This window comes from Rhizobium herbae (genome assembly GCF_017873135.1).
In the GTDB taxonomy this organism is placed as follows: domain Bacteria; phylum Pseudomonadota; class Alphaproteobacteria; order Rhizobiales; family Rhizobiaceae; genus Pararhizobium; species Pararhizobium herbae.
In genome coordinates this window covers 1-22,395 of record NZ_JAGGJV010000002.1, presented here as the reverse complement: position 1 = coordinate 22,395, position 22,395 = coordinate 1, and the positions used below count along the sequence as shown (strand labels likewise).

General features: G+C 59.7%; 16 protein-coding genes and 1 tRNA gene. 9 read left to right on the top strand and 8 right to left on the bottom strand.

Annotation, left to right across the window (positions count from 1 at the left end; genetic code table 11):
• Positions 1–178 precede the first annotated feature (178 nt).
• Both J2Z75_RS05420 and J2Z75_RS05415 read left to right on the top strand, forming a co-directional pair.
• Positions 179–3,841 (top strand): FecR domain-containing protein, encoded by a 3,663-nt coding sequence (locus J2Z75_RS05420; protein ID WP_209848918.1) that lies wholly within the window; start codon positions 179–181, stop codon positions 3,839–3,841.
• Positions 3,841–5,814 (top strand): CHASE2 domain-containing protein, encoded by a 1,974-nt coding sequence (locus J2Z75_RS05415; protein ID WP_209848915.1) that lies wholly within the window; start codon positions 3,841–3,843, stop codon positions 5,812–5,814. The genes J2Z75_RS05420 and J2Z75_RS05415 overlap by 1 nt, the downstream gene beginning before the upstream one ends.
• Before the next feature lie 342 nt (positions 5,815–6,156).
• On the opposite strand, the gene J2Z75_RS05410 is transcribed toward J2Z75_RS05415, so the two are convergent.
• Genes J2Z75_RS05410 through J2Z75_RS05395 form a run of 4 tightly spaced genes read right to left on the bottom strand, consistent with a single transcriptional unit; the run spans position 6,157 to position 9,642 of the window.
• Positions 6,157–6,951, bottom strand: coding sequence for a 3-methyl-2-oxobutanoate hydroxymethyltransferase (locus tag J2Z75_RS05410; RefSeq protein ID WP_209848912.1), 795 nt, complete (start codon positions 6,949–6,951; stop codon positions 6,157–6,159).
• Positions 6,952–6,976: 25 nt separating this feature from the next.
• A complete protein-coding gene (locus J2Z75_RS05405; protein WP_234937191.1) occupies positions 6,977–8,197 on the bottom strand; it encodes an NAD(P)/FAD-dependent oxidoreductase in 1,221 nt (406 codons plus the stop codon).
• 1 nt (position 8,198) lies between these two features.
• Positions 8,199–8,513, bottom strand: coding sequence for a MocE family 2Fe-2S type ferredoxin (locus J2Z75_RS05400; RefSeq protein WP_209848908.1), 315 nt, complete (start codon positions 8,511–8,513; stop codon positions 8,199–8,201).
• 37 nt (positions 8,514–8,550) lie between these two features.
• Positions 8,551–9,642, bottom strand: coding sequence for a fatty acid desaturase family protein (locus J2Z75_RS05395; protein WP_209848905.1), 1,092 nt, complete (start codon positions 9,640–9,642; stop codon positions 8,551–8,553).
• A 162-nt stretch (positions 9,643–9,804) separates the two neighbouring features.
• On the opposite strand from J2Z75_RS05395, the gene J2Z75_RS05390 reads away from it, so the two are divergent.
• From J2Z75_RS05390 to purU, 6 genes are all read left to right on the top strand, one after another.
• Entirely contained in the window at positions 9,805–10,836 is a 1,032-nt protein-coding gene (locus J2Z75_RS05390) for a LacI family DNA-binding transcriptional regulator (RefSeq protein WP_209848902.1), read from the top strand.
• Between the two features lie 160 nt (positions 10,837–10,996).
• On the top strand, positions 10,997–11,809 hold the full coding sequence (locus J2Z75_RS05385; protein WP_209848899.1) for a TIM barrel protein: 813 nt from the start codon (positions 10,997–10,999) through the stop codon (positions 11,807–11,809).
• A 115-nt stretch (positions 11,810–11,924) separates the two neighbouring features.
• Positions 11,925–12,848, top strand: a complete 924-nt coding sequence (locus J2Z75_RS05380; protein ID WP_209848896.1) for a sugar ABC transporter substrate-binding protein — start codon at positions 11,925–11,927, stop codon at positions 12,846–12,848.
• A gap of 62 nt (positions 12,849–12,910) precedes the next feature.
• Positions 12,911–14,464, top strand: a complete 1,554-nt coding sequence (locus J2Z75_RS05375) for a sugar ABC transporter ATP-binding protein (RefSeq protein WP_209848893.1) — start codon at positions 12,911–12,913, stop codon at positions 14,462–14,464.
• A 20-nt stretch (positions 14,465–14,484) separates the two neighbouring features.
• The gene (locus tag J2Z75_RS05370; RefSeq protein WP_209848890.1) at positions 14,485–15,567 is read left to right on the top strand and encodes an ABC transporter permease; all 1,083 of its coding nucleotides are present in this window, start codon (positions 14,485–14,487) and stop codon (positions 15,565–15,567) included.
• Between the two features lie 124 nt (positions 15,568–15,691).
• Positions 15,692–16,576, top strand: coding sequence for a formyltetrahydrofolate deformylase (gene purU / locus J2Z75_RS05365; protein ID WP_209848887.1), 885 nt, complete (start codon positions 15,692–15,694; stop codon positions 16,574–16,576).
• 330 nt (positions 16,577–16,906) lie between these two features.
• Here purU and J2Z75_RS05360 read toward each other — a convergent pair whose 3' ends face one another.
• The 3 genes from J2Z75_RS05360 to J2Z75_RS05350 form a co-directional block, all read right to left on the bottom strand.
• On the bottom strand, positions 16,907–18,253 hold the full coding sequence (locus J2Z75_RS05360) for an SLC13 family permease (protein WP_209848884.1): 1,347 nt from the start codon (positions 18,251–18,253) through the stop codon (positions 16,907–16,909).
• Positions 18,254–18,347: 94 nt separating this feature from the next.
• Positions 18,348–19,862 (bottom strand): malonate--CoA ligase, encoded by a 1,515-nt coding sequence (locus J2Z75_RS05355; RefSeq protein ID WP_209848881.1) that lies wholly within the window; start codon positions 19,860–19,862, stop codon positions 18,348–18,350.
• The gene (locus tag J2Z75_RS05350) at positions 19,859–21,283 is read right to left on the bottom strand and encodes a malonyl-CoA decarboxylase (RefSeq protein ID WP_209848879.1); all 1,425 of its coding nucleotides are present in this window, start codon (positions 21,281–21,283) and stop codon (positions 19,859–19,861) included. Before J2Z75_RS05350 ends, J2Z75_RS05355 begins: the two co-directional genes overlap by 4 nt.
• Positions 21,284–21,443: 160 nt before the next feature.
• Between J2Z75_RS05350 and J2Z75_RS05345 the strand changes: the two genes are divergently transcribed.
• Complete coding sequence (locus J2Z75_RS05345; RefSeq protein ID WP_209848877.1) at positions 21,444–22,094, top strand: GntR family transcriptional regulator; 651 nt, start codon at positions 21,444–21,446, stop codon at positions 22,092–22,094.
• 207 nt (positions 22,095–22,301) lie between these two features.
• Here the strand turns inward: J2Z75_RS05345 and J2Z75_RS05340 are convergent.
• Positions 22,302–22,378, bottom strand: a tRNA-Met gene (locus tag J2Z75_RS05340).
• Positions 22,379–22,395 lie beyond the last annotated feature (17 nt).

Genomic DNA, 22,395 nt, shown 5'->3' with positions numbered 1-22,395 from the left:
GTCTCTTCCAAAGCTGCGACTGATCCATCCCCATGTATCGTTGGAAATACGCACCGGTGTTTTATTGTGTTTCTCTATTCCTACACTCCTCTTGCAAAGCAACGCGAGAACGCCTGCCCGGCTTGACTTTTGGAGTGGTCAAATCCAGTGATCATTCGTGCATTGTTGGGGAAACTGCATGAAATACGCATCCATGGGATTTGCCTTGGGAGCATTCTGCCTCGCCCTGCCGGCGCAGGCGGACCCTTTGCCGCGCCCATCTCCCGCCGCCGGATCGGTTATCGCCCGCAAGTCCGGCGAGGAAGTGCGCTTCGTCGATATCTCCGGCTGGCGTTATGTCGACCTGAAGCAGGATCTCTTGAGCGGCGACGTGCTGCGCACCAACGCCACCGGCCAGCTTGCCGTTCTTTTCTCCGATCGCACCCAGGTCCGCCTCGGCCGCAATACCTCGCTTCTGGTCAAGCAGATGGGCGGCAGCGGCGATACAGGGCTTGAGCTGCAATCCGGCACGATCTGGGCCCGCGCCGAACGCGGCGGCCAGGGCGTGGTCATCGACACGCCCGCGGCAGCAGCAGCCATCCGCGGCACCGACTGGACGATGACGGTCGGCGCCGACGGCAAGACCTCGCTGATCGTGCTGGAAGGACTGGTCGAACTGAAGAACGAATTCGGCAGCGTTGAGGTTGCGCAGGGCGAAGGCGCCGTCGCCGCGATCGGCAAGGCTCCGTCAAAGATCATCATCGCCAAGCCGAAAGAGCGCGAGCAGATGCTGTTCAACCTTTCGCTTCGCGACTCCTTCCGCTGGATACCGCCGACCGATCTGACGGCCCAAGAGCAACGCCGGCTTCGAGACCAGGTGGAAGCCAAGCCGACGCAAGATCGCACGGCGGAAGAATGGCTGGGGCTTGCCGAGAGCTCGGTGACGCTCGAAGGCCGGCAGAAAACGCGCGCGGCCCTGGAACGCGCACGGGCGAAGGGACTTGATCGTCGCCAGCAGGCACGGGCGACACTCATCGAGGCAATGCTCAGCGGCACGGAAAACCGCTACGCCGATGCGGCGAAACTTTTTGCCAAGGCTCAAGGCGGGCTCGATCCGCGCCGCGCCAATATCGCGCGTTATGGCGGTTATATCGCCCGCTCCCTTGCCGACCCCAACCACATTGAATCGCCGCCCGAGATGGTGGACAGCACCTCGTCCGCCATCGGCAAGGCCTGGGTTGCCGGTTTCCGCGAGGACGTGCGCACTGCGCTCGATGTTGTCAAGGATGCCGAACACGCTCACCCCGACGACGCCATGCTGCCTGCCGCGCGGGCCCAGCTTGCCATCCTGCTTGCCGACGAGGCCGAGGCGAAGGATGCGATCGACCGGGCGCTCAGCCTCGATCCCGACAACCCGGAGGCGCTGGATGCGCGCGCCACCTACAAGATGGGGATCACTTACGATCGCAAGGGCGCCGTGGAGGACCTCATGCGTGCCGTCGCCGTCGCGCCGGGTGACAGTAATATCTGGAACACGCTCGGCCTTGCCCATTCGGACCGCGATGACAACAGAAAGGCCGAAGAGGCTTACAAGAAAGCGATCGAGCTCGATCCGCTTGACCCACTTCCGCACGCGAATCTTGCCATCCTCTATCTCGACGAGATGCGCATGGAGGAAGCCAAGCGAGAAATCGACCTCGCGATGGAAGTCGACCCGGGCTTTGACATGGTGCTCCTGGCGCGCGGACGCTACCACATGCAGATGGGTGACCTTGAGAAAGGTATGCAGGATCTACTGGCCGCCTCCGCGTCCAATCCCGGCATATCCAACACCCAGCTCATGCTGGCCGCTGCCCACTATGCCAAAAAGGAACGCAACCCGACCGCGCAGGCTCTCGACAATGCCCAGCGACTCGATCCGCATGATCCTCTGGTCGCCGTCGTGCGCACCGCGATCGCCATCGACGAATATGATGCGGTTACAGCAATCCGGAACGCGCAGGAGATTATGCGCCTGACGCGCGCGCGCGGTGGCGACTATGCCTCTCTCGGCGCCAACCAGACGGCCGGCTCCACCCTGAATGATGCCTTCCGCCTGCAGGGACTGGATGCCTGGGGACAGTATTACGGCGACGCCGTCTTCGACCCGTTCACCGCGACGAGCTATTTCGACCAGGCGGTACGCGGCAGTATCAGCCCGTTCCTCAACAGCTATTCCACCGCGCTGACGCCATGGTCTCCGCTCGGCAACCAGGACAGCTATTCCGCCTATATCCAGGGCCTGCTGCTCGGGCCGCACATGCTGGCAAGCCGGGAGCGGACGACCAATCTCCTTGACCAGCCATTCTTCGAGACGGAGCTAACGGGCGGCTTCGTGACTGGTGGACGTGAAACTACCTATACGGGCGGCGCCGAAATCCGCGGCCTCACCTTCAGCCCCTTCCCGATCAGCATCAATGCCGATCTCAGCTGGAGTCGACCGAGAGACGAGGTTCGGAGGATCGATGATGGAAATGTCCTATTCGATACCGACATCACCAGCGGCACCGGCTATATCACGATGTCGCCGACGCCGGACGACCGGATTCTGGCATTTACAAGCTATGCTTCGTCGGAAGCCTTCCGCAACGAAATACCCGTCACAATTTTCGACGGACTGATCCAGGATCTCGATGTCTCGGAGCTGTCGAGCGGTTTAGCCTGGAGCCATACATTCGACTATAAGAATGTTCTCAATATTGGGCTATTCTACAACGATCAAAAAGTAAATTCTCAAACCGAGACAGTCGATTTGGTCCTCAGAAATGGCCGACTTGCTGCTGCTCATGGCCTCAATGTTGGGGAGGCCAGGGTCAAGAGCTATACGGCGGCCATGAACCATACGATTGGCGATGACAACCTTACCTGGCGTTATGGGGTTGAAGGTAGCCTTGTAAAAAGCTCATCCAGTTCTGAGACCCTTGTCCTTTTTGACTTCAACGGCGACGGCGTTCCGGACGACTTCGACTATGACAAAGATATCGTCGATACCGATGATCGTCTCGCCCGCGTCTATCTCGACGCCCGCTATGAAATAACTCCGTCTCTGACCTTGGAGGCTGCGGCGTTCGGTCGTTTCCTCGACAGCGAGGACGACAGTCTGGCGCGCTTCGAGCCACGCCTCGGCCTCGCCTGGAGCCCCATTGAAAACCATTGGCTGCGTTTCGCCTATCTTCGCGAAGGCGAAAATTTCGAGGCGCCGACGCTTGCGCCCGTCGGTATTGTCGGGCTGCAGAGCAACCAGATCGGTCTGGACGGCGACGGCTATATCGACACCGTCGCCTTCCGCTGGGATGCGCAATGGTCCGATCGCTTCTTCACCGCCTTTGATTACCAGCGGCAGGAGGCGCACAAGGTTTCGCTCGTTCAGCCACTGGAAATCCCGACGCTCGACTTCGACAGGGCGCGCATCGACCGCGCCGCCATCACGGGGAATCTGGCGCTCGGGCACGGTTTCGGCCTTTCGGCCACCTATGCCCATCTCGATTCGAAGAATCTCGATCCGCTGACGGGCGGTTATGGCGGGTCGCTGATCTTCGTGCCCGACCAGACCGGCCAGATTGCCGTCACTTGGGTCAATCCGGCCGATATCAAGCTGACGGTCGCCGCCAACTATGTCGGCGAACGGGTTGGAGACGACGATACAGGCGAGGAACTGGACGACTACTGGACACTCGATGCCAGCCTTGTCTGGGAACCTTTCGACAAACGCGCCGAGCTGGAAATTTCCGCCTATAACCTGCTCGACGAGGATTTTGAACTGGCGCCGGGCGTCAAGGGCTGGGGACCGACCGTCAAGGGCACGCTTTCGGTGCGCTTCTGATGCAGCCCCGAAATAAGAATGGCTACGGAACCAGTGGATCGACGCTGCAGAAGGCGCGCTGGCGTCAGGCTCGCCTTGTGCTGCTCGGCCTGTTCGTGACGGTGGCGCTGGCGTTGTTTTCCCTCACCTCCCCTTTCTCGCTCGCCGAACTGCGCAGCTTCGACTACCTCTCCACCCTTAGGCCACTATCGCTTCCGAGAGACGGCCCCGTCATCGTCGCCATCGACGAGCCCTCGATGGCCGAGATCGGCAGCCAGTGGCCATGGCCGCGCGCCTTGCATGCCCGGCTGATCGAAGCTCTGCGCGCCGCCGGGGCCAAAGCCATCGGCCTCGACGTCATCTTTGCCGAACCTTCGGCAGCGCCGCAAAATGATGCCGCCCTTGCCGGCGCTCTCGGCCCGGATGTCGTTCTGGCCGGGGACGAGACATTGATCGAGACACCGCAGGCGAACCAGTTTATCCGGACAGAGCCCCTGGTGGAGTTTACTGAGCGCGGGGCGCGGACGGGCATCGCATCGGTGCACTTGAGCGGTGACGGCACGCTGCGGCGCGTACCTGTTTATGCCGACGGTTTTGCCGCGCAACTGGCCGAGGTCGCAGGCCGTCAGCGGCAACCGGCATCCGATATGGCGCTGCTGCAGACATTCGGCCCGGCGCGAACCTATCCGACAGTGTCCTACTATCAGGCGCTCGATCCCGGCCAGTTCCTGCCGGAAGGGTTTTTCCGCGACCGGGTCGTCATCGTTGGCCTCAGCCTGCAAAACGCCCCGACACTTCAGGCAGGCGGCGCAGACGCCTTCGCAACCTCTTTCACGGTGCATAGCGGCCGACTGATCGCAGGCGCCGAAATCCAGGCGACAATCTTCGACAACATGACGAATGACCTGTCCATCGAAAGAGCGGGCCGCCCTGCCGTCATTGCCGCAATTGCCATGGCAGCCTTGCTGGCGGCGGCTGTGGTTTTTCGATCGACGGGGTGGCGAACGGCGGCCATCAGCCTTCCGGTCCTGCTCCTCTTTATAGCCGCAAGCTATGCGGCGCTGAGGCTGGGGCATTTTTTCGTCTCGCCGGTCGGTCCGGCGTTGTCCTATCTGCTGGTGGTCACCGGTCAGGCTGGGTTCGACTACGCTGCCGAACGGCGCAGCCGCCGCGACATCACCCGGGCGTTTTCGCGCTATCTGTCGCCGGCACTTGTCGAGCGGCTTGCCAACGACCCGTCGCAACTCAAACTTGGCGGCGAGCGGCGCACGCTTACCATCCTGTTTTGTGACGTCCGTGGCTTCACCACCATCTCCGAGGCACTCAAGGACGATCCGGAACAGCTGACGGCGCTGATCAACCGCCTGCTCACGCCGCTTTCAGAAATCGTTTTCGAAAGCGGCGGCACGATCGACAAATATATCGGCGACTGCCTGATGGCCTTCTGGAACGCGCCGCTCGACGATCCCAGCCATGCCAGCCACGCAGTGGGTGCGGCGTTGAAGATGCTGGAAGCCATCGAACATTTGAATGAGGAGTTGGGCCGGGAAGCGGCGGCGCTTGGCACCGAGCCACGGGTGCTGAAGATCGGTATCGGCATCAACACCGGCGATTGCGTCGTCGGCAACATGGGATCGGCGCGCCGCTTCGATTACTCGGTGCTTGGCGATTCCGTCAATCTGGCCTCGCGCCTCGAAGGCGAATCGAAGAATTACGGCGTGCCTCTGTTGATCGGCGAACAGACGGCGGCACTCAGTGCCGCGGATTTCACCGTCGCCGAACTCGACAGCATCGCCGTCAAGGGCCGCACTGCGCTGTCACCGATCTTCACGGTGGTTCAGGCGGTCGACGACCAGGCGCTCGACAGGCATCGACAGCTCATCGCTGCGAAATATGCAGGGGATTTGCGCAGTACCAGCGCGGCTTTCGGAGAACTCGAGCGCGATATTCCGCAGCTTGGCGGGTATTACCGGTTGCTGCGTCAACGTTTGTAACCTGACGACCGCATCCGATGTGCCAGACTGGCGTTTCACCGCCGCGACGGGGTGAGGATCATCGCCCTGCCGCGAACGACGAAAGCCCCGGGACTCGCTGGCGATCGCGAAGCGCTCAAGGAGATCGGCATAGATGTCGTCCGCTGCCTCGACCTCGTCAATTGGGCGAACCCCAGCTCTGTAGAGTGCCGCGATTGATTGGCCCGTCGCCGACAACGGGTCGATTCCGACAATAACCTTGCCTCGGGATTACCGCTCACGCCACGGGCGTGGACGCGTCCGATGAGTCCGGCGGCCTGAAAGGCGAAGTTCACGGTGATTGTCTCGTCTCCATTTGCGGTATCAGCCGTCGATCATGTCGCGAAAGCGCCGAAGCTCGGCCTCGGGCAGGTCAACCATATGTTGCCGCTCGGGATAGGCCCCGCTTTCGACGTCTTCTTGAAATTCGCGAAACGCGGATATTCGCTCCTGCTGCAGGCGATCGAACTCGGCCGCGAAATTGCGATAGGTTTTGGCATGGCGTGGGACATGTCCCCGGTTTTGCCCAAGGACATCGTCGGCGAAGAGGTATTGAGCGTCACAGCCCGCACCTGCACCCATCGAAATCATCAGGAGCGACGTCTTCGGGCTGATCAGCGAGGCGACTTCGGCAGGCACAACCTCGATCTCTGCCGCAAAAGCCCCTGCATCTTCCAACGCCTTGACAGCATTCCAGATCATCATGGCACTGTCTGCGGTCTTACCGACCGCCCGAAAGCCGCCCGTCCAGGTCGCCCTGGACGGAATGAGGCCGACATGGCTGCAGACGGGAATGCCCTCGTCGCGCAGCCGGCGGATAGTTGCGAGGCTCGCTGCACAATAGACCGCATCGCCGCCGGCGCGCAGAGCCTTGAAGGCTGCGCGAAGATAGTCTTCCGCCGTGATGAAATCACCGTATTCGAGACCGGGAACGGCAAAAAGGCTTGGCGCCGCATCACGAAATGCGGGCGTCAAAAGCGCCGGAGGCACGGAAACCATCTCGATGCCGGCCTTTTCTGCAGCCTCCGCCTCTTCCAGTGTTTCGACGCGCAACATGGAGAGTTGCCGCTTGCCCTTCAACGCCAGCAAATCGGCAACAGTGGGTCGGTTTGACATCATGGTGTTTTCCTCCGGCGCATCGCGCTCACAGCATTGATTTCAGTTTGACGGAAGGGTCCGAAAGCGCTTCGGGGGCCGGGGTGGCTGCTTTGGCGATCATCATTTCGGCAAGGCGGATATCGCGCGCCACTGCATTACCAACGCCGAGGCCGCTGGCCGCCAAAAGGCGACCGCCGTCACCGAGGTGAAACAGGATCTGTGCCTGGGGAGAAAGCGTGCGGCGGACGTGACATGTCGCTCCGTCGGCCAGCCCAGCCACCTGCAGGGTGATGTCATATTGATCCGACCAGAACCATGGTACGGCATTGAATATCTGCGACGCTCCCAGCATGTTGGCCGCAGCCAGTGCACCCTGCTCCTGAGCATTGCGCCAGGACTCCAGCCTGACGCGCCGGCCGGCATAGATGGGAAGCGGAAATGAACAGCAGTCGCCCGCGGCGAAGATGTCGCTGTCGCAGGTCGCGAGGTGATGGTCCACCGCGATACCATTGTCGATCACAAGACCGGCCTGCAGTGCCAGGGAAACATTGGGCTGCGCGCCGATACCGACCACAAGGGCATCGGCCCGGATATCGGATCCGTCGGCGAGCCTGATCCTGACCTCGTCATCTCCTGCGTCGATTGTGTCGACGGTGATGCCGCAATGCAAAACGACGCCTTCGGCCTCGTGCCTTTCCTGCAAAGCGAGAGCGAGTGCCTCCGGCACACCGCGCATCAAAATGCGCGGCTGAACCTCGATCAGCGTAACGGCGGCTCCCAGCATTCGTCCCATGGCGGCCAGTTCCAGGCCGATGAAGCCTCCGCCAAGCACGGCAATATGGCGCCCCTCCCCCATATGCCGACGAATAGCCGCGGCATGCTCGATCGTTCGGAGAACATGCACGCGGCTTTGCGACGCCAGGCCTGGAAGCTCGCGGGGGGTGGCGCCGGTCGCCAACAGCAGGCGCTCGTATGGAAAGTTCTCGCCTCCCTCCAGTTGCAGTTCATGGCTGGAACGATCGATCGATCGCACGCGGACACCCGGCCGGAAGCTGATGCCGGCTTCACCATAGCTCTGGTTCGAAACGATCGCACGAACCGTTTCGGCTTCGCCTCCAGCCTTTGAAAGCGGCGGCCTTTCATAGGGAATATGGGGCTCCTCGCCCAACAGCGTGACCGCCCCCCGGTAGCCGAGCTCCCTCAGAGCAAAGGCGGCCCGGACGCCGGTTTCGCCTGCGCCCACGATGACCATACCGCGATTGGACATCTCAACCGACCTGAACGAAGACGCGCCCGGCGTCGACCTTGACCGGATAAGTCTTGAGATTGATGCAGACGGGGGCGCCCTTGGCCTGCCCGGTCTTGTAGTTGAACCGGCCGTTGTGTTTCGGACATTCGATGATGTCGTCCATCACAAGTCCGTCTGCGAGATGGACATTCTCGTGGGTGCAATGACCGTCGGTCGCATGAAAGCTGTCTTGCGGGCTTCTATAGATCGCGAAACTCCTGCCTTCATGATCGAAGCGGATAACGTCCTCTTCGTCGATGTCGTTCTTGTCGCAGACTTCGATCCAGGTGCTCATTGATTGTCCTCCTCCTGTAATTCTTTTGGTCTTTGGCCTATTCGGCTGCACGCGCCATCACGTCGCTGTGAAGGTCTTCCCGATAGGGCCTGGCCGTGGGCGGCAATGCGCGCTTGAGGAAATAGTCCTGGTTGCGCAGTTGGCGCAGGAAGGCGGGGATCATCTCGCTGTAACCGTCGAGGATTGATGGGTTAGGCGCCGGCAGATCGTCCTTGATCAAGGCGTGCAGCTTCGGCAGCGCGTGATAGGGCACCATGGGGAACATGTGATGTTCCACATGGTAGTTCATGTTCCAGTAGATGAAGCGACTGACCGGGTTCATGTAGACCGTGCGACTGTTCAGCCGGTGGTCGATGACATTGTCCGCCAGGCCACCGTGCTGCAACAGGCCCGTCATCACGTGATGCCAGGCGCCATAGAGGCGCGGCAGACCGACCAGCATCAACGGCAGGATGGACCCAAGATAGACTGAGAGTGCAATCGTTACGGCATAGATGCCAAACCAGATGCGCGCGACCCGGATCGCCTTCGGTTGCTCGCTTTCCGGAATAAAGGTCTTTTCTTCGGCACTGATCACCCCGAAGGCATTGCGGACCATGTCGATTGTCGCATGCCATGCATCCAGCAAGCCGAAGACGTTCAGGATCAGGCGCAGGAGGTCGGGCGGGCGCATGACGGCGATCTCCGGATCCCGGCCGACGATGACCGTATCTGTATGGTGCCGAGTATGGCTCCAGCGCCATGTGACCGGGTTGCGCATGATCATGAAGCAGGCGATCTGATAGACGGCGTCGTTCATCCACATTGTCTTGAAGGCCGTGCCATGGCCGCATTCATGCCAGCGACTGTCGGAGGCCGAACCGTAAAGTACGCCGTAGGCGAGAAAGAAGGGGATGGCCCAAAAGCTGCCCCAAAAAAAGACGCCGAGGCCAGCGAGCACAGCCATGGCGCCGAGCCAAATTGCCGTGTCCCGTATGGCTGGAGCGTCTTCCCGCTTCATCAATTCCTTCATCTGCTTGCGAGGGACGTCGGTATGATACCATTCGGCCGCCGACAGTCCGTTGGCCACCGCGGCCTGCGCGTCGCGGCCGAGTAGGCTGTAATCTCGTTTAGTCGCTGGCCTCGCCACGATTTCCTCCTGCCTGCCGGACAAACGCCGGGCTCATCTTCTTGATGTATGGCAGAATGAATATCGCTCTTTTCCGGCAGCTCAATGGGCACTTGATATATTCTATCATTTCCCATCATAGTGGGATTTATTCTTGAAATAAAAACATCAGGAAAGATTGCCATGGCCGCGCGCCCGACGATTGCAGACCTCGCCAAAGCGGCAAATGTCAGTGTCGCTACCGTTGATCGTGTGCTGAACGGTCGCCACAAGGTTCGTGAAGACACGGCGAAGCGCGTCTACAAGGCTGCAAACGAGATCGGGTTCCATGCCGTCGGATTGCTGCGTCAACGCGTTTTCGAAGGTATGCCGCAATACCGGCTCGGTTTTGTCCTGCAAAAGCCAAACCATCATTTCTACCAGGCATTTGCGCGCGAGTTGGAAACGGCGGTGCAAAATCACCCGGGGATCCGCGGTATAGCGCAGATCGACTTCTGCACCAGCCAGACACCTTCGGAACTGGCCGAGAAATTGCGGGAGATCGGCGCCAGAAACCAGGCGGTCGCAATGACAGCACCGGATTATCCGGCGCTTTCGGTGATGGTTGAGGAATTGAAAGCCAAGGGCGTTCCGGTCTTCTCGCTGCTCTCCGATTTTGCCCCGGGGATCCGCGAGGGTTATGTTGGCCTCAACAATCGAAAGGCTGGGCGAACAGCCGCATGGATGATCGCCAAGGCGGCAAAAAAGCCTGGGAAAGTTGCCGTTTTCGTCGGCAGCCATCGCTTCCACGGCCATGAACTGCGTGAAATCGGCTTTCGTTCCTATTTCCGCGAGCACGCTCCCGACTTCGAGGTACTGGACACGTTGGTCAATCTTGAGACCGTCCAGATCACGCATGAGGCGACCCTTGATCTGCTGCATCGCCATCCGGACCTGATCGGCTTCTATGTCGCAGGAGGCGGGATGGAAGGCGCAATATCCGCAATCCGTGAGGAAAAACTCGATGGAAAGTACATCGTGGTCGTGAACGAACTCACGCCCGTATCCAGAACTGCGCTCGCCGATGAGATCGTCACCCTGGCGATCGCCACTCCACTTCAAAATCTCTGCCGTGAACTCGTCCAATTGATGGTGACGGCTGTTGACAACGGGCCAGCCACGGCGCCCGGACAAACCTTCCTTCCGCTCGAAATGCATGTTCCGGAGAACATCTAGGCAAAAAGATGAAATTCCATCATCTAATTTCTCAAATTCTTTCATAAATGAAAGAAAGTTACATCAGTTCTGCTTTGACGAACGTCATGAAACCTGATGTTTTCCCTTCAGCGGGACGGGGGAGGAAAAATCCTGACCGCCAACACTTCGGGAGAATTTCATGGCTGCGCCCACTTTCGCGCTCAACCATATGGTTGCGCCACAAATGCCGCTTGGCGCTTTTTTCGAGCTCGGGACGTCGCTCGGCATTCATCAGTTCGAGATCCGCAACGATCTCGCCAGCAATGCCATCATTGATGGTACGAAGCCGGAAACGGTCCGTGAACTGGCTGAGGCAAATGGAGCGGACATCATCTCCATCAATGCCCTTCAACGGTTCAATGAATGGACACCGGCGCGGGAGGAAGAAGCCAGAAGCCTTGCAAACTATGCGGCAGCCTGCGGCGCCAAGGCTCTCGTTCTCGTCCCCGTCAATGACGGCTCGGGAAAGCTGGTGGGCGAGCGTCAGAGTAACCTTCGTGTCGCGCTCAAGGCCTTGAAGCCGATCTTGCATCAGGCCGGGATCATGGGCTTGGTTGAGCCGCTCGGCTTCCAAATCTGTTCCCTCCGCTCCAAGAAAGAGACAATCGAAGCCATTGATGCGATCCACGGTGCCGATCGTTTCCGTCTGGTGCACGACACTTTTCATCATGTCTTGGCCGGCGAGCCTGAGATTTTCCCGGAAATGACCGGGCTTGTTCACATTTCCGGCGTCGACGATCAGGCTGTGAGCATTGATGACATGCGCGATTCGCATCGCGTGATGGTTACGGAGCGCGATCGGCTCGCCAATATCGGGCAGATCCGCGCACTGATATCCGCCGGCTATATCGGCCCATTCTCTTTCGAGCCTTTCTCCTCTTCCGTTCACGCAACCAATGACGTCGCCGCCCTGTTGCGCGGCAGCGTGGAACACGTGCTGGAAAAGCTCTGACGTCATCCCGGCGCGACCACGAGGAGTTGGTCGCTCTGGTGAATTGCCTCCGGGGAGGAGGCGGACCGGCCTTTTGAGGTGTTGCCGGGCACCGAACAACAAAGTGGAGGACACAATGAAGAAACTTGTAGCGGGTACCCTGCTGGGCGTACTCATGGCATCGAGCGCCCTGGCCGGCAACATCGGCGTATCCATGGCGAACTCGGATACGTTCCTGACCGTGCTGCGCAAAGGCATCGAGAAGGCCGCCGGCGATGCAAGCCAGCCGGTCCAGATCGAGATCGCCGACGACGACGTTCAGAGACAGCTGTCGCAGATCCAGAACTTCATCGCCGCCAAGGTCGACGCGATCATCGTCAATGCGGTCGACACCTCGGCGACCGCACCGATGACGAAGCTCGCCAATGATGCCGGTATCCCGATCGTCTACGTCAACCGGATGCCGGCCGATGTCGACGCACTCGGCCCCAAGGGCGCATTTGTCGCATCCGATGAAGTCGAGTCCGGCACATTGGAGACAAAGGAAGTTTGCCGCCTCCTCGGCGGAAAGGGCGACATCCTGGTGATGGTCGGCGACCTTGCGAACCAGGCCGCTGTTCAGCGGACCAAGGACATTCACGACGTCATCGCAACCCCGGAATGTTCCGGCATGAAGATCCTCGACGAGCAGACTGCCGCCTGGGACCCGGTCAAGGCGCAGGATCTGATGACAAACTGGATTGCCGCCGGGCACAAGCCCGCTGCCGTGATCGCCAACAATGACAACATGGCGATCGGCGCCATCAACGCGATGAAGGGCGCCGGCTGGAAGATGGACGAAGTCGTGGTTGCTGGTATCGATGCGACGCAGGAAGCTCTCGCTTACATGAAGGCGGGCGATCTCGACGTCACCGTCTTCCAGGATGCCTTCGGCCAGGGCGCAGGTGCTGTCGATGCCGCAATCAAGCTCGCCAAGGGCGAGAAGGTCGATGCCAAGGTCTGGATCCCGTTCCAGCTCGCCACACCGGAGAACATGGATAAGTTCGTCACCAAGAACTGATCCATGCCGCAATCGATCCGCCGCCTTCAGCGGCGGGTCGGCTTTCTCGGGGAGGAAAAACAATGGCCCGATCGCAGGTGATCAGTCCGCAGACCATGCAGGCAGTCCGCAACAGTGGTGCCGTAGCGCAGAGCGAGTACCTCCTGGAGGTCAAGGACGTGCGCAAGGAGTTCCCGGGCGTGGTGGCCCTGGACAACGTTGAGCTTCGGCTACGCCGCGGGACGGTCCATGCTCTCATGGGAGAGAACGGGGCGGGCAAGTCGACGCTGATGAAGATCCTTGCCGGAATCTATACGCCGGACAGCGGGATATTCAGGCTGCGTGGGCAGGAAATACGGTTGAAAAATCCCCTCGACGCGCTTGAGAACGGGATCGCCATGATCCATCAGGAACTGAACCTGATGGCGCCCATGACGGTCTCCGAGAACATCTGGATCGGCCGCGAACCAAGCGGCCGCTTCGGACTGATTGATCACGCGGAAATGAACCGTCGGACGGAGGCGCTGTTTGAACGTCTCGGCATCGAAATCGATCCCGAGATCAGGGTCGGCAAGCTGAGCGTCGCCAATCGCCAGATGGTTGAGATCGCCAAGGCGGTGTCGTTCGATTCCGACGTGTTGATCATGGATGAGCCAACCTCGGCCCTCACCGACAAGGAAGTCAGCCACCTCTTCCGGATCATCCGATCGCTGAAGGCCGACGGCAAAGGCATTATCTACATCACGCACAAGATGAACGAACTCTTCGAGATCGCCGACGAGGTCTCGGTTTTTCGCGATGGCAAGTACATCGCCACACACAATTCGGTCGACGTGACCCGTGACGACATTATTCGCATGATGGTCGGTCGCGAAATCACCCAGATGTTCCCGAAAGAGGCCGCCACCATTGGCGATATCGTTCTGTCGGTGAGGGATCTGACACTCAACGGCATATTCAAGGACGTATCCTTCGACCTGCGCGCGGGAGAGGTCCTGGGCTTCGCCGGTCTGGTCGGCTCCGGTCGGTCGAATGTCGCCGAGACCATTTTCGGTGTCACACCGGCCAATGCGGGAACGATCGAGCTTTTTGGAAAGCAAGTCGTCGTTTCGTCGCCATCCGTCGCGATGCGGCATGGGATGGCCTTTCTGACCGAGGATCGGAAGGAGACAGGCTGCTTTCTGCTGCTCGACATTCAGGAAAACGCCCAGATGGCGGTGCTGCAGCAGCGCTATGTCCGATTTGGTTTCGTGCAGCAGGAGAAGCTGCGAAAAGAAGCCGACGAGATGGCGAACCGGTTGCGGGTGCGCACGCCGGATATGGCCGAGCCGATCATCAACCTCTCGGGCGGAAACCAGCAAAAGGTCCTCATCTGTCGCTGGCTGATGACGAACCCCAGGATCCTGATCCTCGATGAACCGACCCGCGGTATCGACGTCGGCGCAAAAGCCGAAATCCACCGGCTTATTTCGCAACTCGCCGGTCAGGGCGTGGCGATCATCATGATCTCCTCTGAAATGCCGGAGGTTCTGGGTATGAGCGACCGGGTTGTCGTTCTGCACGAAGGACGGGTCACGGGCATCCTGGACCGGGCCGAAGCCGACCAAGTGAAAATCATGGAGCTGGCGTCGCGTTGACGGCCCGGCGGGAGGAAATCATGTCAGAAGCCACCAACGAACTTGGCAATACGTCCAAGACGGGCCTCAAAAAGGTCCGGCGCATACCGCCCGAACTGTCGATCCTCCTGGTGCTGATCGGCATCGCGCTCATCTTCGAGGTCATGGGCTGGTATGTGGTGGGTGACAGTTTCCTCGCCAACAAGCAACGCCTGTCCATCATCGTTCTGCAGGTGGCCGTCACGGGCATTATCGCGGTCGGGGTGACCCAGGTCATCATCACCGGTGGCGTCGACCTGTCCTCGGGCTCCATGGTGGGCTTTATTGCAATGGTGGTCGCAAGTTTCGCACAAACCTCCCTCAACGCGCGGGCTGTGTTTCTGCAGCCCGAATATGCGCAGTTCGGCCTCAGCTGGTTCATCGATTCGAGCCCCCTCTGGCCGATACTTGTCGGAATATTGCTGGGCGCCTTTCTCGGTTACCTGAACGGACTCGTCATCGCCAAGACGGGTATTCCTCCGTTCATTGCGACGCTTGGCATGATGGTGTCGGCGCGTGGACTTGCCAAATGGTACACAGAGGGTCAGCCGGTCGCCCTTCTCAACGAGAACTTCACCTGGCTGGGACAAAGCTTTAATCTGTGGGGCTTTCCAGTGCCCCGTACCGTGATCGTGTTCTTCATCGTTGCGATCATCTGTCATGTCGCGCTTTCCTACACACGCTACGGCAAGTTTACCTATGCGATCGGCGCCAACCCCCAGGCAGCACGGGTGTCCGGCATCGATATAGGCAAGCACCTCATCAAGGTCTACGCGGTCGCCGGTTTGCTTTCCGGGCTCGCAGGGGTCATGCTTGCAGCTCGCGCGCAATCCGGGCAGCCCAACATGGGCATATCCTTCGAACTGGATGCCATTGCAGCCGCGGTCATCGGCGGAGCATCGCTCACAGGTGGCGTGGGACGCATCACCGGGACAGTTATTGGTACAATCATCCTGGGCGTCGTTACATCGGGCTTCACATTTCTGAAGGTCGGCGCCTACTACCAGGAGATCGTCAAGGGCGCGATCATCGTGGCCGCGGTGGTGATCGATGTATACCGGCAACGCAAGAAGTCACGCGCCTGATATCTCCTCTCAACCAGGCGCGGAGGCGATGCGGGTTCGCAGGAACCCGCATCGCCTCATTCAAGACGGATCGCGTTTCTCTGACGAACAATTCATCAAATCAATAGAATTCGAGAGTAGGCCAATGACGACCTATGTGCTGACCGTTTCCTGCCCATCAACACGCGGCATTGTGGCTGCGATCTCGGGCTATCTCGCCGTAGAGGGCTGCAACATTATCGACAGCTCGCAATTCGACGACCTGGATACCGGGCAGTTCTTCATGCGTATCTCCTTCATCTCCGAGGAAGGTGCAAGCGAAGCCAAGCTCGAAAAGGGCTTCGTTGCGATCGCCGAACGATTCGCCATGAACTGGAACCTACATGACATCACCAAACGCATGAAGGTTCTTCTCATGGTGTCGCGCTTCGGCCATTGCCTGAACGACCTGCTCTACCGCTGGAAGATCGGTGCGCTGCCGATCGAGATTGTCGGCGTCGTCTCCAATCATTTCGACTACCAGAAGGTCGTCGTCAACCACGACATACCGTTCCACCATATTCCGGTCACCAAGGCCAACAAGGCGCAAGCAGAAGCGCGGATCATGGACGTGGTCGAACAGACCGGCACGGAACTGATCGTGCTCGCCCGTTACATGCAGATCCTGTCGGATTCGATGTGCCAGAAGATGTCGGGCAGGATCATCAACATCCACCACTCGTTCCTGCCGTCGTTCAAGGGCGCCAACCCCTACAAGCAGGCCTATGAGCGTGGCGTGAAGCTGATCGGCGCGACGGCGCACTACGTCACGGCCGATCTCGACGAAGGTCCGATCATCGAGCAGGACATTGCCCGCATCACCCATGCGCAGTCGGCCGAGGATTACGTCTCGATCGGCCGCGATGTGGAAAGCCAGGTTCTGGCCCGCGCCATTCACGCCCATATCCACAACCGCACCTTCATCAACGGCAACCGCACCGTTGTCTTCCCGGCAAGTCCCGGCTCCTACGCGTCGGAACGCATGGGTTGAGCATCGATGACGGCAATTGACGGAAGGCCCAGCCCCTCGGCGGTTGAAGCGGCAAGCGGTTCAGCATCGAATCCGTAAAGCTTTGGCCGTTCGAGCAGCCGTGGCCGACTGAAGCGTGGCGCCACAGTCAATGATGTCGGTATCAACCGGGCACCATCCCCGGAAAAAGACCACTGCGAAGGCCGAGATGTAACCCCATTGCAAAGTCGGCAATGGCAACGTCAATTGGCTCATGCAAATACATTGCACCTTCTACATTCCCTCCTCAGACGGCTGGCATGCGTGCCGAACAGGATCCGGCACGCATTTTAAATCGAAACGAACCCACCGTCAGACCAGCCCAGACACGACGAACACCAGCCAGGCAACGATCGGGCCGATGATGGCGATCAGGGCGCTGTAGATCAGCAGCTGCCGCAGTACCTGCTCTCGCCTGTCATCCGGTGCATTGGCGACGACAAGGGCACCATTGGTGGAAAACGGGCTGGTATCGACAATTGTCGTCGAGATCGCGATCGCCGCGACCACGCCGACGGCGCTGACGTGACCTTGCAGGAGAAACGGAACCGCAAGGGGGATGATTGCACCAAGGAGGGCTGTCGAGGATGCAAAGGCTGAGACGATCGCCCCCGTAAAGCAGAGCAGAAGCGCCACCAGGAGCGGCATACCGAGGCTGGATATGGCGCTCGCCACATAGTCGACCGTACCGGCTTTCTCCATGACGCCGACATAGGTGATGATGCCTGATATCAGCAGCACGGTCGACCAGCTCACCTTGTCGATCGCCGCCTTCTGCGTCGTTGGTGACAACAGCGCAAGGACGACGGCCACGGTCATGGCGACGAGGCCGACGTTGAACTTGAACACCAGGGCGCCGAGACCGAGGGCCGTCAGGCCGATCAAGGTGATGATTCTCTCGTTGTTCAGGCGCAACGTCGAAGCTGTATCGGCCGCCGTACCGTAGGCATGCTCCCTGATCGGCTTTGCAGGCGTGCCGCCATGGCCTCTGATCGAGGCCGATACGCCCTCGGGATGCAGCTCGGGCAATGGGCCGAATGATGCGGTACCGTGCTTCATCACCTTTGCGCCACCGAAAACGAAGAAGACCAACACCGCAATCGCCAGGTTGAAGAAGAAACTGGAGAGGAAAAGCGATGTCGGAGCGAAAGGCAGGCCGGCCTTTTCGACGATCTGGTTGGTGATGCCGCCATAGATGCTGATCGGCGAAAAGCCACCTGCCTGCGCGCCATGGATCACCATCAGACCCATCATCACCGGGTGGATGCGGTACTGCACGGCAAAACTCAACGCCACGGGTGCAAGGATAGCGACCGCTGCGGGGCCCAGAGCGCCGAAACCGGTGATCACAGCGGCAACAAGAAACATCACCCAGGGGATCAAACCGATCCGCCCGCGCACCAGCCGGACCGCGCCTTCGACCAGCCAGTCGATAGTGCCGTTGATCTGCGCGATGGCAAACAGATAGGTGACGGCGACAAGCGTCAGGAACAGATCACTCGGGAAGCCGGCGAAAATATCGCTGGTCTTCATCCCGATGATCAGGGAGCCGAGCACGAAGGCGCCGGCAAATGCCAGGGCTCCCATGTTGATCGGCTGGATCGTCGCTATAATGAACATAGCGACGAGCAGTCCTATAGACAGTATTTCAATACCCATGATTCCCCTCCCTCCGACGCCTCCAGCGCCGTAGTTGTTGTTTGCAAGATTGATACGGGATGTCGCGCAACCTCCTCCCAGAGGGCACGTCGCATTACGTCCTGGCGTACAGATCAGCGTATTGCTGCCGCAGGACGTTTTTCTGGACCTTGCCCATCGTGTTGCGCGGCAGGTCGTCGGTAAAAATGATGCGCTTCGGCTGCTTGTAGCGGGCAAGACGATCTTGGAGTGCCCCGACGATTGCCTTTTCATCGACGCTCGCGCCGGGCTTGCGCACGACGATGGCGGTCACGCCTTCGCCGAAGTCGGGATGCGGCACGCCGATCACTGCGCTTTCGATCACGCCGTCGATCTGGTCGATCTCGCCCTCGACCTCTTTCGGATAGATGTTGTACCCACCCGAAATCACGAGGTCCTTTCCGCGACCGACAATGTGGACATATCCGTCCTGGTCGATCTTGCCGAGATCGCCGCTGATGAAGAAACCGTCGGCGGTGAATTCGGCCGCCGTCTTCTCCGGCATTCGCCAGTAGCCCTTGAAGACGTTCGGCCCCTTGATCTCGATCATGCCGGTTTCTTCAGGAGCCAGCGTCAGGCCGGTGGCGGGATCGGTGACACGCACCGTCACGCCCGGCAGCGGGAAACCGACCGTTCCGGCGATCCGTTTGCCGTCATAGGGGTTCGACGTGTTCATATTGGTTTCCGTCATGCCATAGCGCTCAAGGATCGCGTGACCGGTGCGGGCCTGGAACTCGGTATGTGTTTCTGCGAGCAGGGGAGCCGAACCGGAAATGAACAGGCGGATGTTGGCGACCGCCTCCCGGTTAAGGCGCGGGCTTTGCAGGAGGCGCACGTAGAAGGTCGGCACGCCCATCAGCATCGTTGCCCGCGGCATCAATGAAACCACCTCGTCGGCGTCGAATTTCGACAGAAGGAACATCGATGCGCCGGCAAGCAGTGTGACGTTGGTGGCGACGAACAGCCCATGCGTGTGGAAGATCGGCAAGGCATGGATCAGCCGATCGGCTGCGGTGACGCGCCAGTAGTCGCGCAAGGTCAGAGCGTTCGAGAGCAGGTTTCCATGGGTGAGCATCGCCCCCTTGGAGCGTCCGGTGGTTCCCGATGTATAGAGGATCGCAGCCAGATCGTCCGCGGAGCGCGAGGCATCGACAAAATCGGCTGGTTCATCGCGGGCGAGATCAAGCAGCGAGCCACTACCATCGGCGTCGAGCGTTTCGACGATCGCGCCGTGATGTTTCGCGATTTCCTCGATTCCCTCTTGAGCAGCCGACGCAACGACCACCAAACGCGGCTCCGCATCGCCGATAAAGTAATCGAGCTCAGCCAGCGTATAGGCGGTATTGAGCGGCAGGTAGACCGCGCCGCTTCGAAGACAGGCGAGATAGAGGATCAATGCCTCGGCACTTTTCTCGACTTGCGCTGCAACCCGGTCGCCGGGACGAATGCCGAGCGCGTCCATGGCGCTGGCAATACGGCCGGAAAGAGCGAGCGCGTCGTTATAGGTCCACGTGCGCGTGCTATCGACCTGGATGAATGGTGCATCACCGGGTGCGGCCGCCCTTATCGCGTCGAAAAGATAGTTGCTCACTTTCGCCCTCCTCCAAGCGTTGAATTCATGATGTGCGCGAATGGTCGAGTGCCTTGATGGCCACTGCCGCCGCGGCGGCTTTCGTCGTTCTGGTTGAGAATGCCTTTGACGCCCGGCGAGGCAATCACCTCACCGCGCTGCGCCAGGGCCTCGTGATTGGCGACGATGTCATCAAGCTTATAGAGATAGTTGACCATCAAGCCGTGCGCCTGCTGCATCGCCTTGTTGGAGCGATCCCCGAGAAAATTCAGTCTCTCCAGTCGAGCGCCGTTACCAAGATGGAAGCGGGCAACCGGATCGACGGGGCGACCTTCCGGCGTCCGTTCGACGAGGAAATAGCGCGCCGCAAGGGGCAGCAACACGCGTTCCACTTCGATTGCCGTACCCTCATTGCCAGGCCAGTTTGGATCGTCCAGCAGCATCAGCGTTTCGCGGGCTGCTTCCGGCAGTATCCGGTCAGGGGCCGAAGCACGCACCTTGGCAAGCCAACGGGCAAAGCCCGGAACCGGCGAAAGCGTGACGAAATTCCTCAGGCCGGGCAAATCCCTGCGCAGGTCATCCACGACCTGCTTGATCAGGAAATTGCCGAACGAGATTCCGCGCAAGCCATCCTGGCAGTTGGAAATCGAATAGAAGACGGCCGTGGTCGCCTCCTCGGGATTGATCTGTTCTCTACTCTCATCAAGGACATCGGCGATCGCGCTCGGCACGGAGCGCGTCAGCGCCACCTCGACGAACACGAGCGGCTCGTCGGCCAGTCGCGGGTGGAAGAAGGCAAAGCATCGACGGTCGGCCGGCGCCAAACGACGGCGGAGCTCCTCCCAACCGGCGATCTCGTGCACGGCCTCGTATTTGATGATCTTTTCAAGGATGTAAGCCGGTGTCGACCAGTCGATCGGGCGCAACGTCAGAAAGCCGCGATTGAACCAGGAGCCGAACAGATGTGTAAAGTCGGCGTCAAGCGCGTGATATTCTGTGGATTGGTCCTTGGAAGCAAGAAGCTGCTCACGCATCCGGACAAGCTTGGCGGTGCCGTTCGGCGCGTGATTTAAGCGGCGCAGGAGCTCTTGCCGCCGCGGTTCAGCTGCTTGGTGCAAAGCAATGACCGCGGCAGAGCTTTTATCAGTGCGGTAATTTTCAATCGCCTGGTCAAGCTTGGTGGTGTCGGGTCCAAACTTTTCATGAAGCATATGGAGGAACGTCTGCGCGCCCTCGCGCCCAAGCGCACCCCAGCGGTCGAGTATCTCGGCAGCGATGGCCATGCCTGAGGCTTCGCCACGGCTCGATAGCAACATTTCACAGAGCGTCTGGAGATCGACTTCGGCTGCGACCGGCGTGTTTCGCGAGCCGGAAAACAGAAGCTGGCGCCCGCGATCCGTAATGCTCTGCAGCATGTCGGTGAAGAAGGAAGCCTCAGACATGCCATTCTCCTCTCTTCTGACGGCGACCGCATTGTGCCGTCGATTACGCCGCTTCCCATCGCCCAGCTTCATCGTTAGTATGTAGAATGTCACTATTCGTACACGATTTCAACAATCGTGTATACAAGAATTAATTTTTTGTATGTGGGAAACAAAACGAATGTCCGAGAATGTCGGCCGATGGCTGCGGGATGAGATTGAAAATTCCATTCTTTCCAACGAGTTCCGACCCGGGGAAAAACTCGACGAAATGGTGCTTGCGACGCGTTTCGGGGTCTCCCGAACGCCAGTGCGCGAGGCGCTAATGCAGCTCGATGCGATCGGCCTCATCGAAATAAGGCCACGCCGAGGTGCCGTCGTCATCGATCCGGGGCCTCACCGGGTCTATGAAATGTTCGAAGTGATGGCCGAGCTGGAGGGCCTCGCCGGGTCTCTCGCCGCGCGGCGGCTGGACAAGGCCTCCCGAGACGCAATCGCGGCCACCCACAGCCGCTGCGAGCAATCTGCCAGCGCCGGTGACAGCGACGCCTATTACTATGACAACGAGGAGTTCCATAAAGCCATCTACGCGGCGAGCCGAAGCGCCTTTCTTGAGGAGCAATGCGCGCAGCTGCATCGACGCCTGCGCCCATACCGCCGCCTGCAGTTGCGCGTGCGAAACCGCCTGTCGACGTCTTTCTCGGAACATTCCGCCATCGTCGATGCGATTTTTGCCGGAGATGGAGATGAGGCTCGCCGGCTACTGCGGGGGCATGTCGGCATTCAGGGTGAAAGGTTCAGCGATCTGGTCGCGAGCATGGCCGCCAGATGATCTCGAGCTCACGCAGCCGGCTGGGTTATCCTGATACATGAGCTCGATGAGTTTGTATGAGCAAAACCTTTGCATCAGGCAAGAGGAAGCCCGAGTTTCTCAACGAGAGAGCAATTCTGAAAGAGCTTATGGGCCGCGCTGGCGCAACTGAAGGACAAAAACGCAAAAAGCCCCACGAGGGGGCTTTATTGGGATGACGGGGATGGTTGGTTGCGGGGGCAGGATTTGAACCTGCGGCCTTCAGGTTATGAGCCTGACGAGCTACCGGGCTGCTCCACCCCGCGCCAAGCGCAAATCCCTT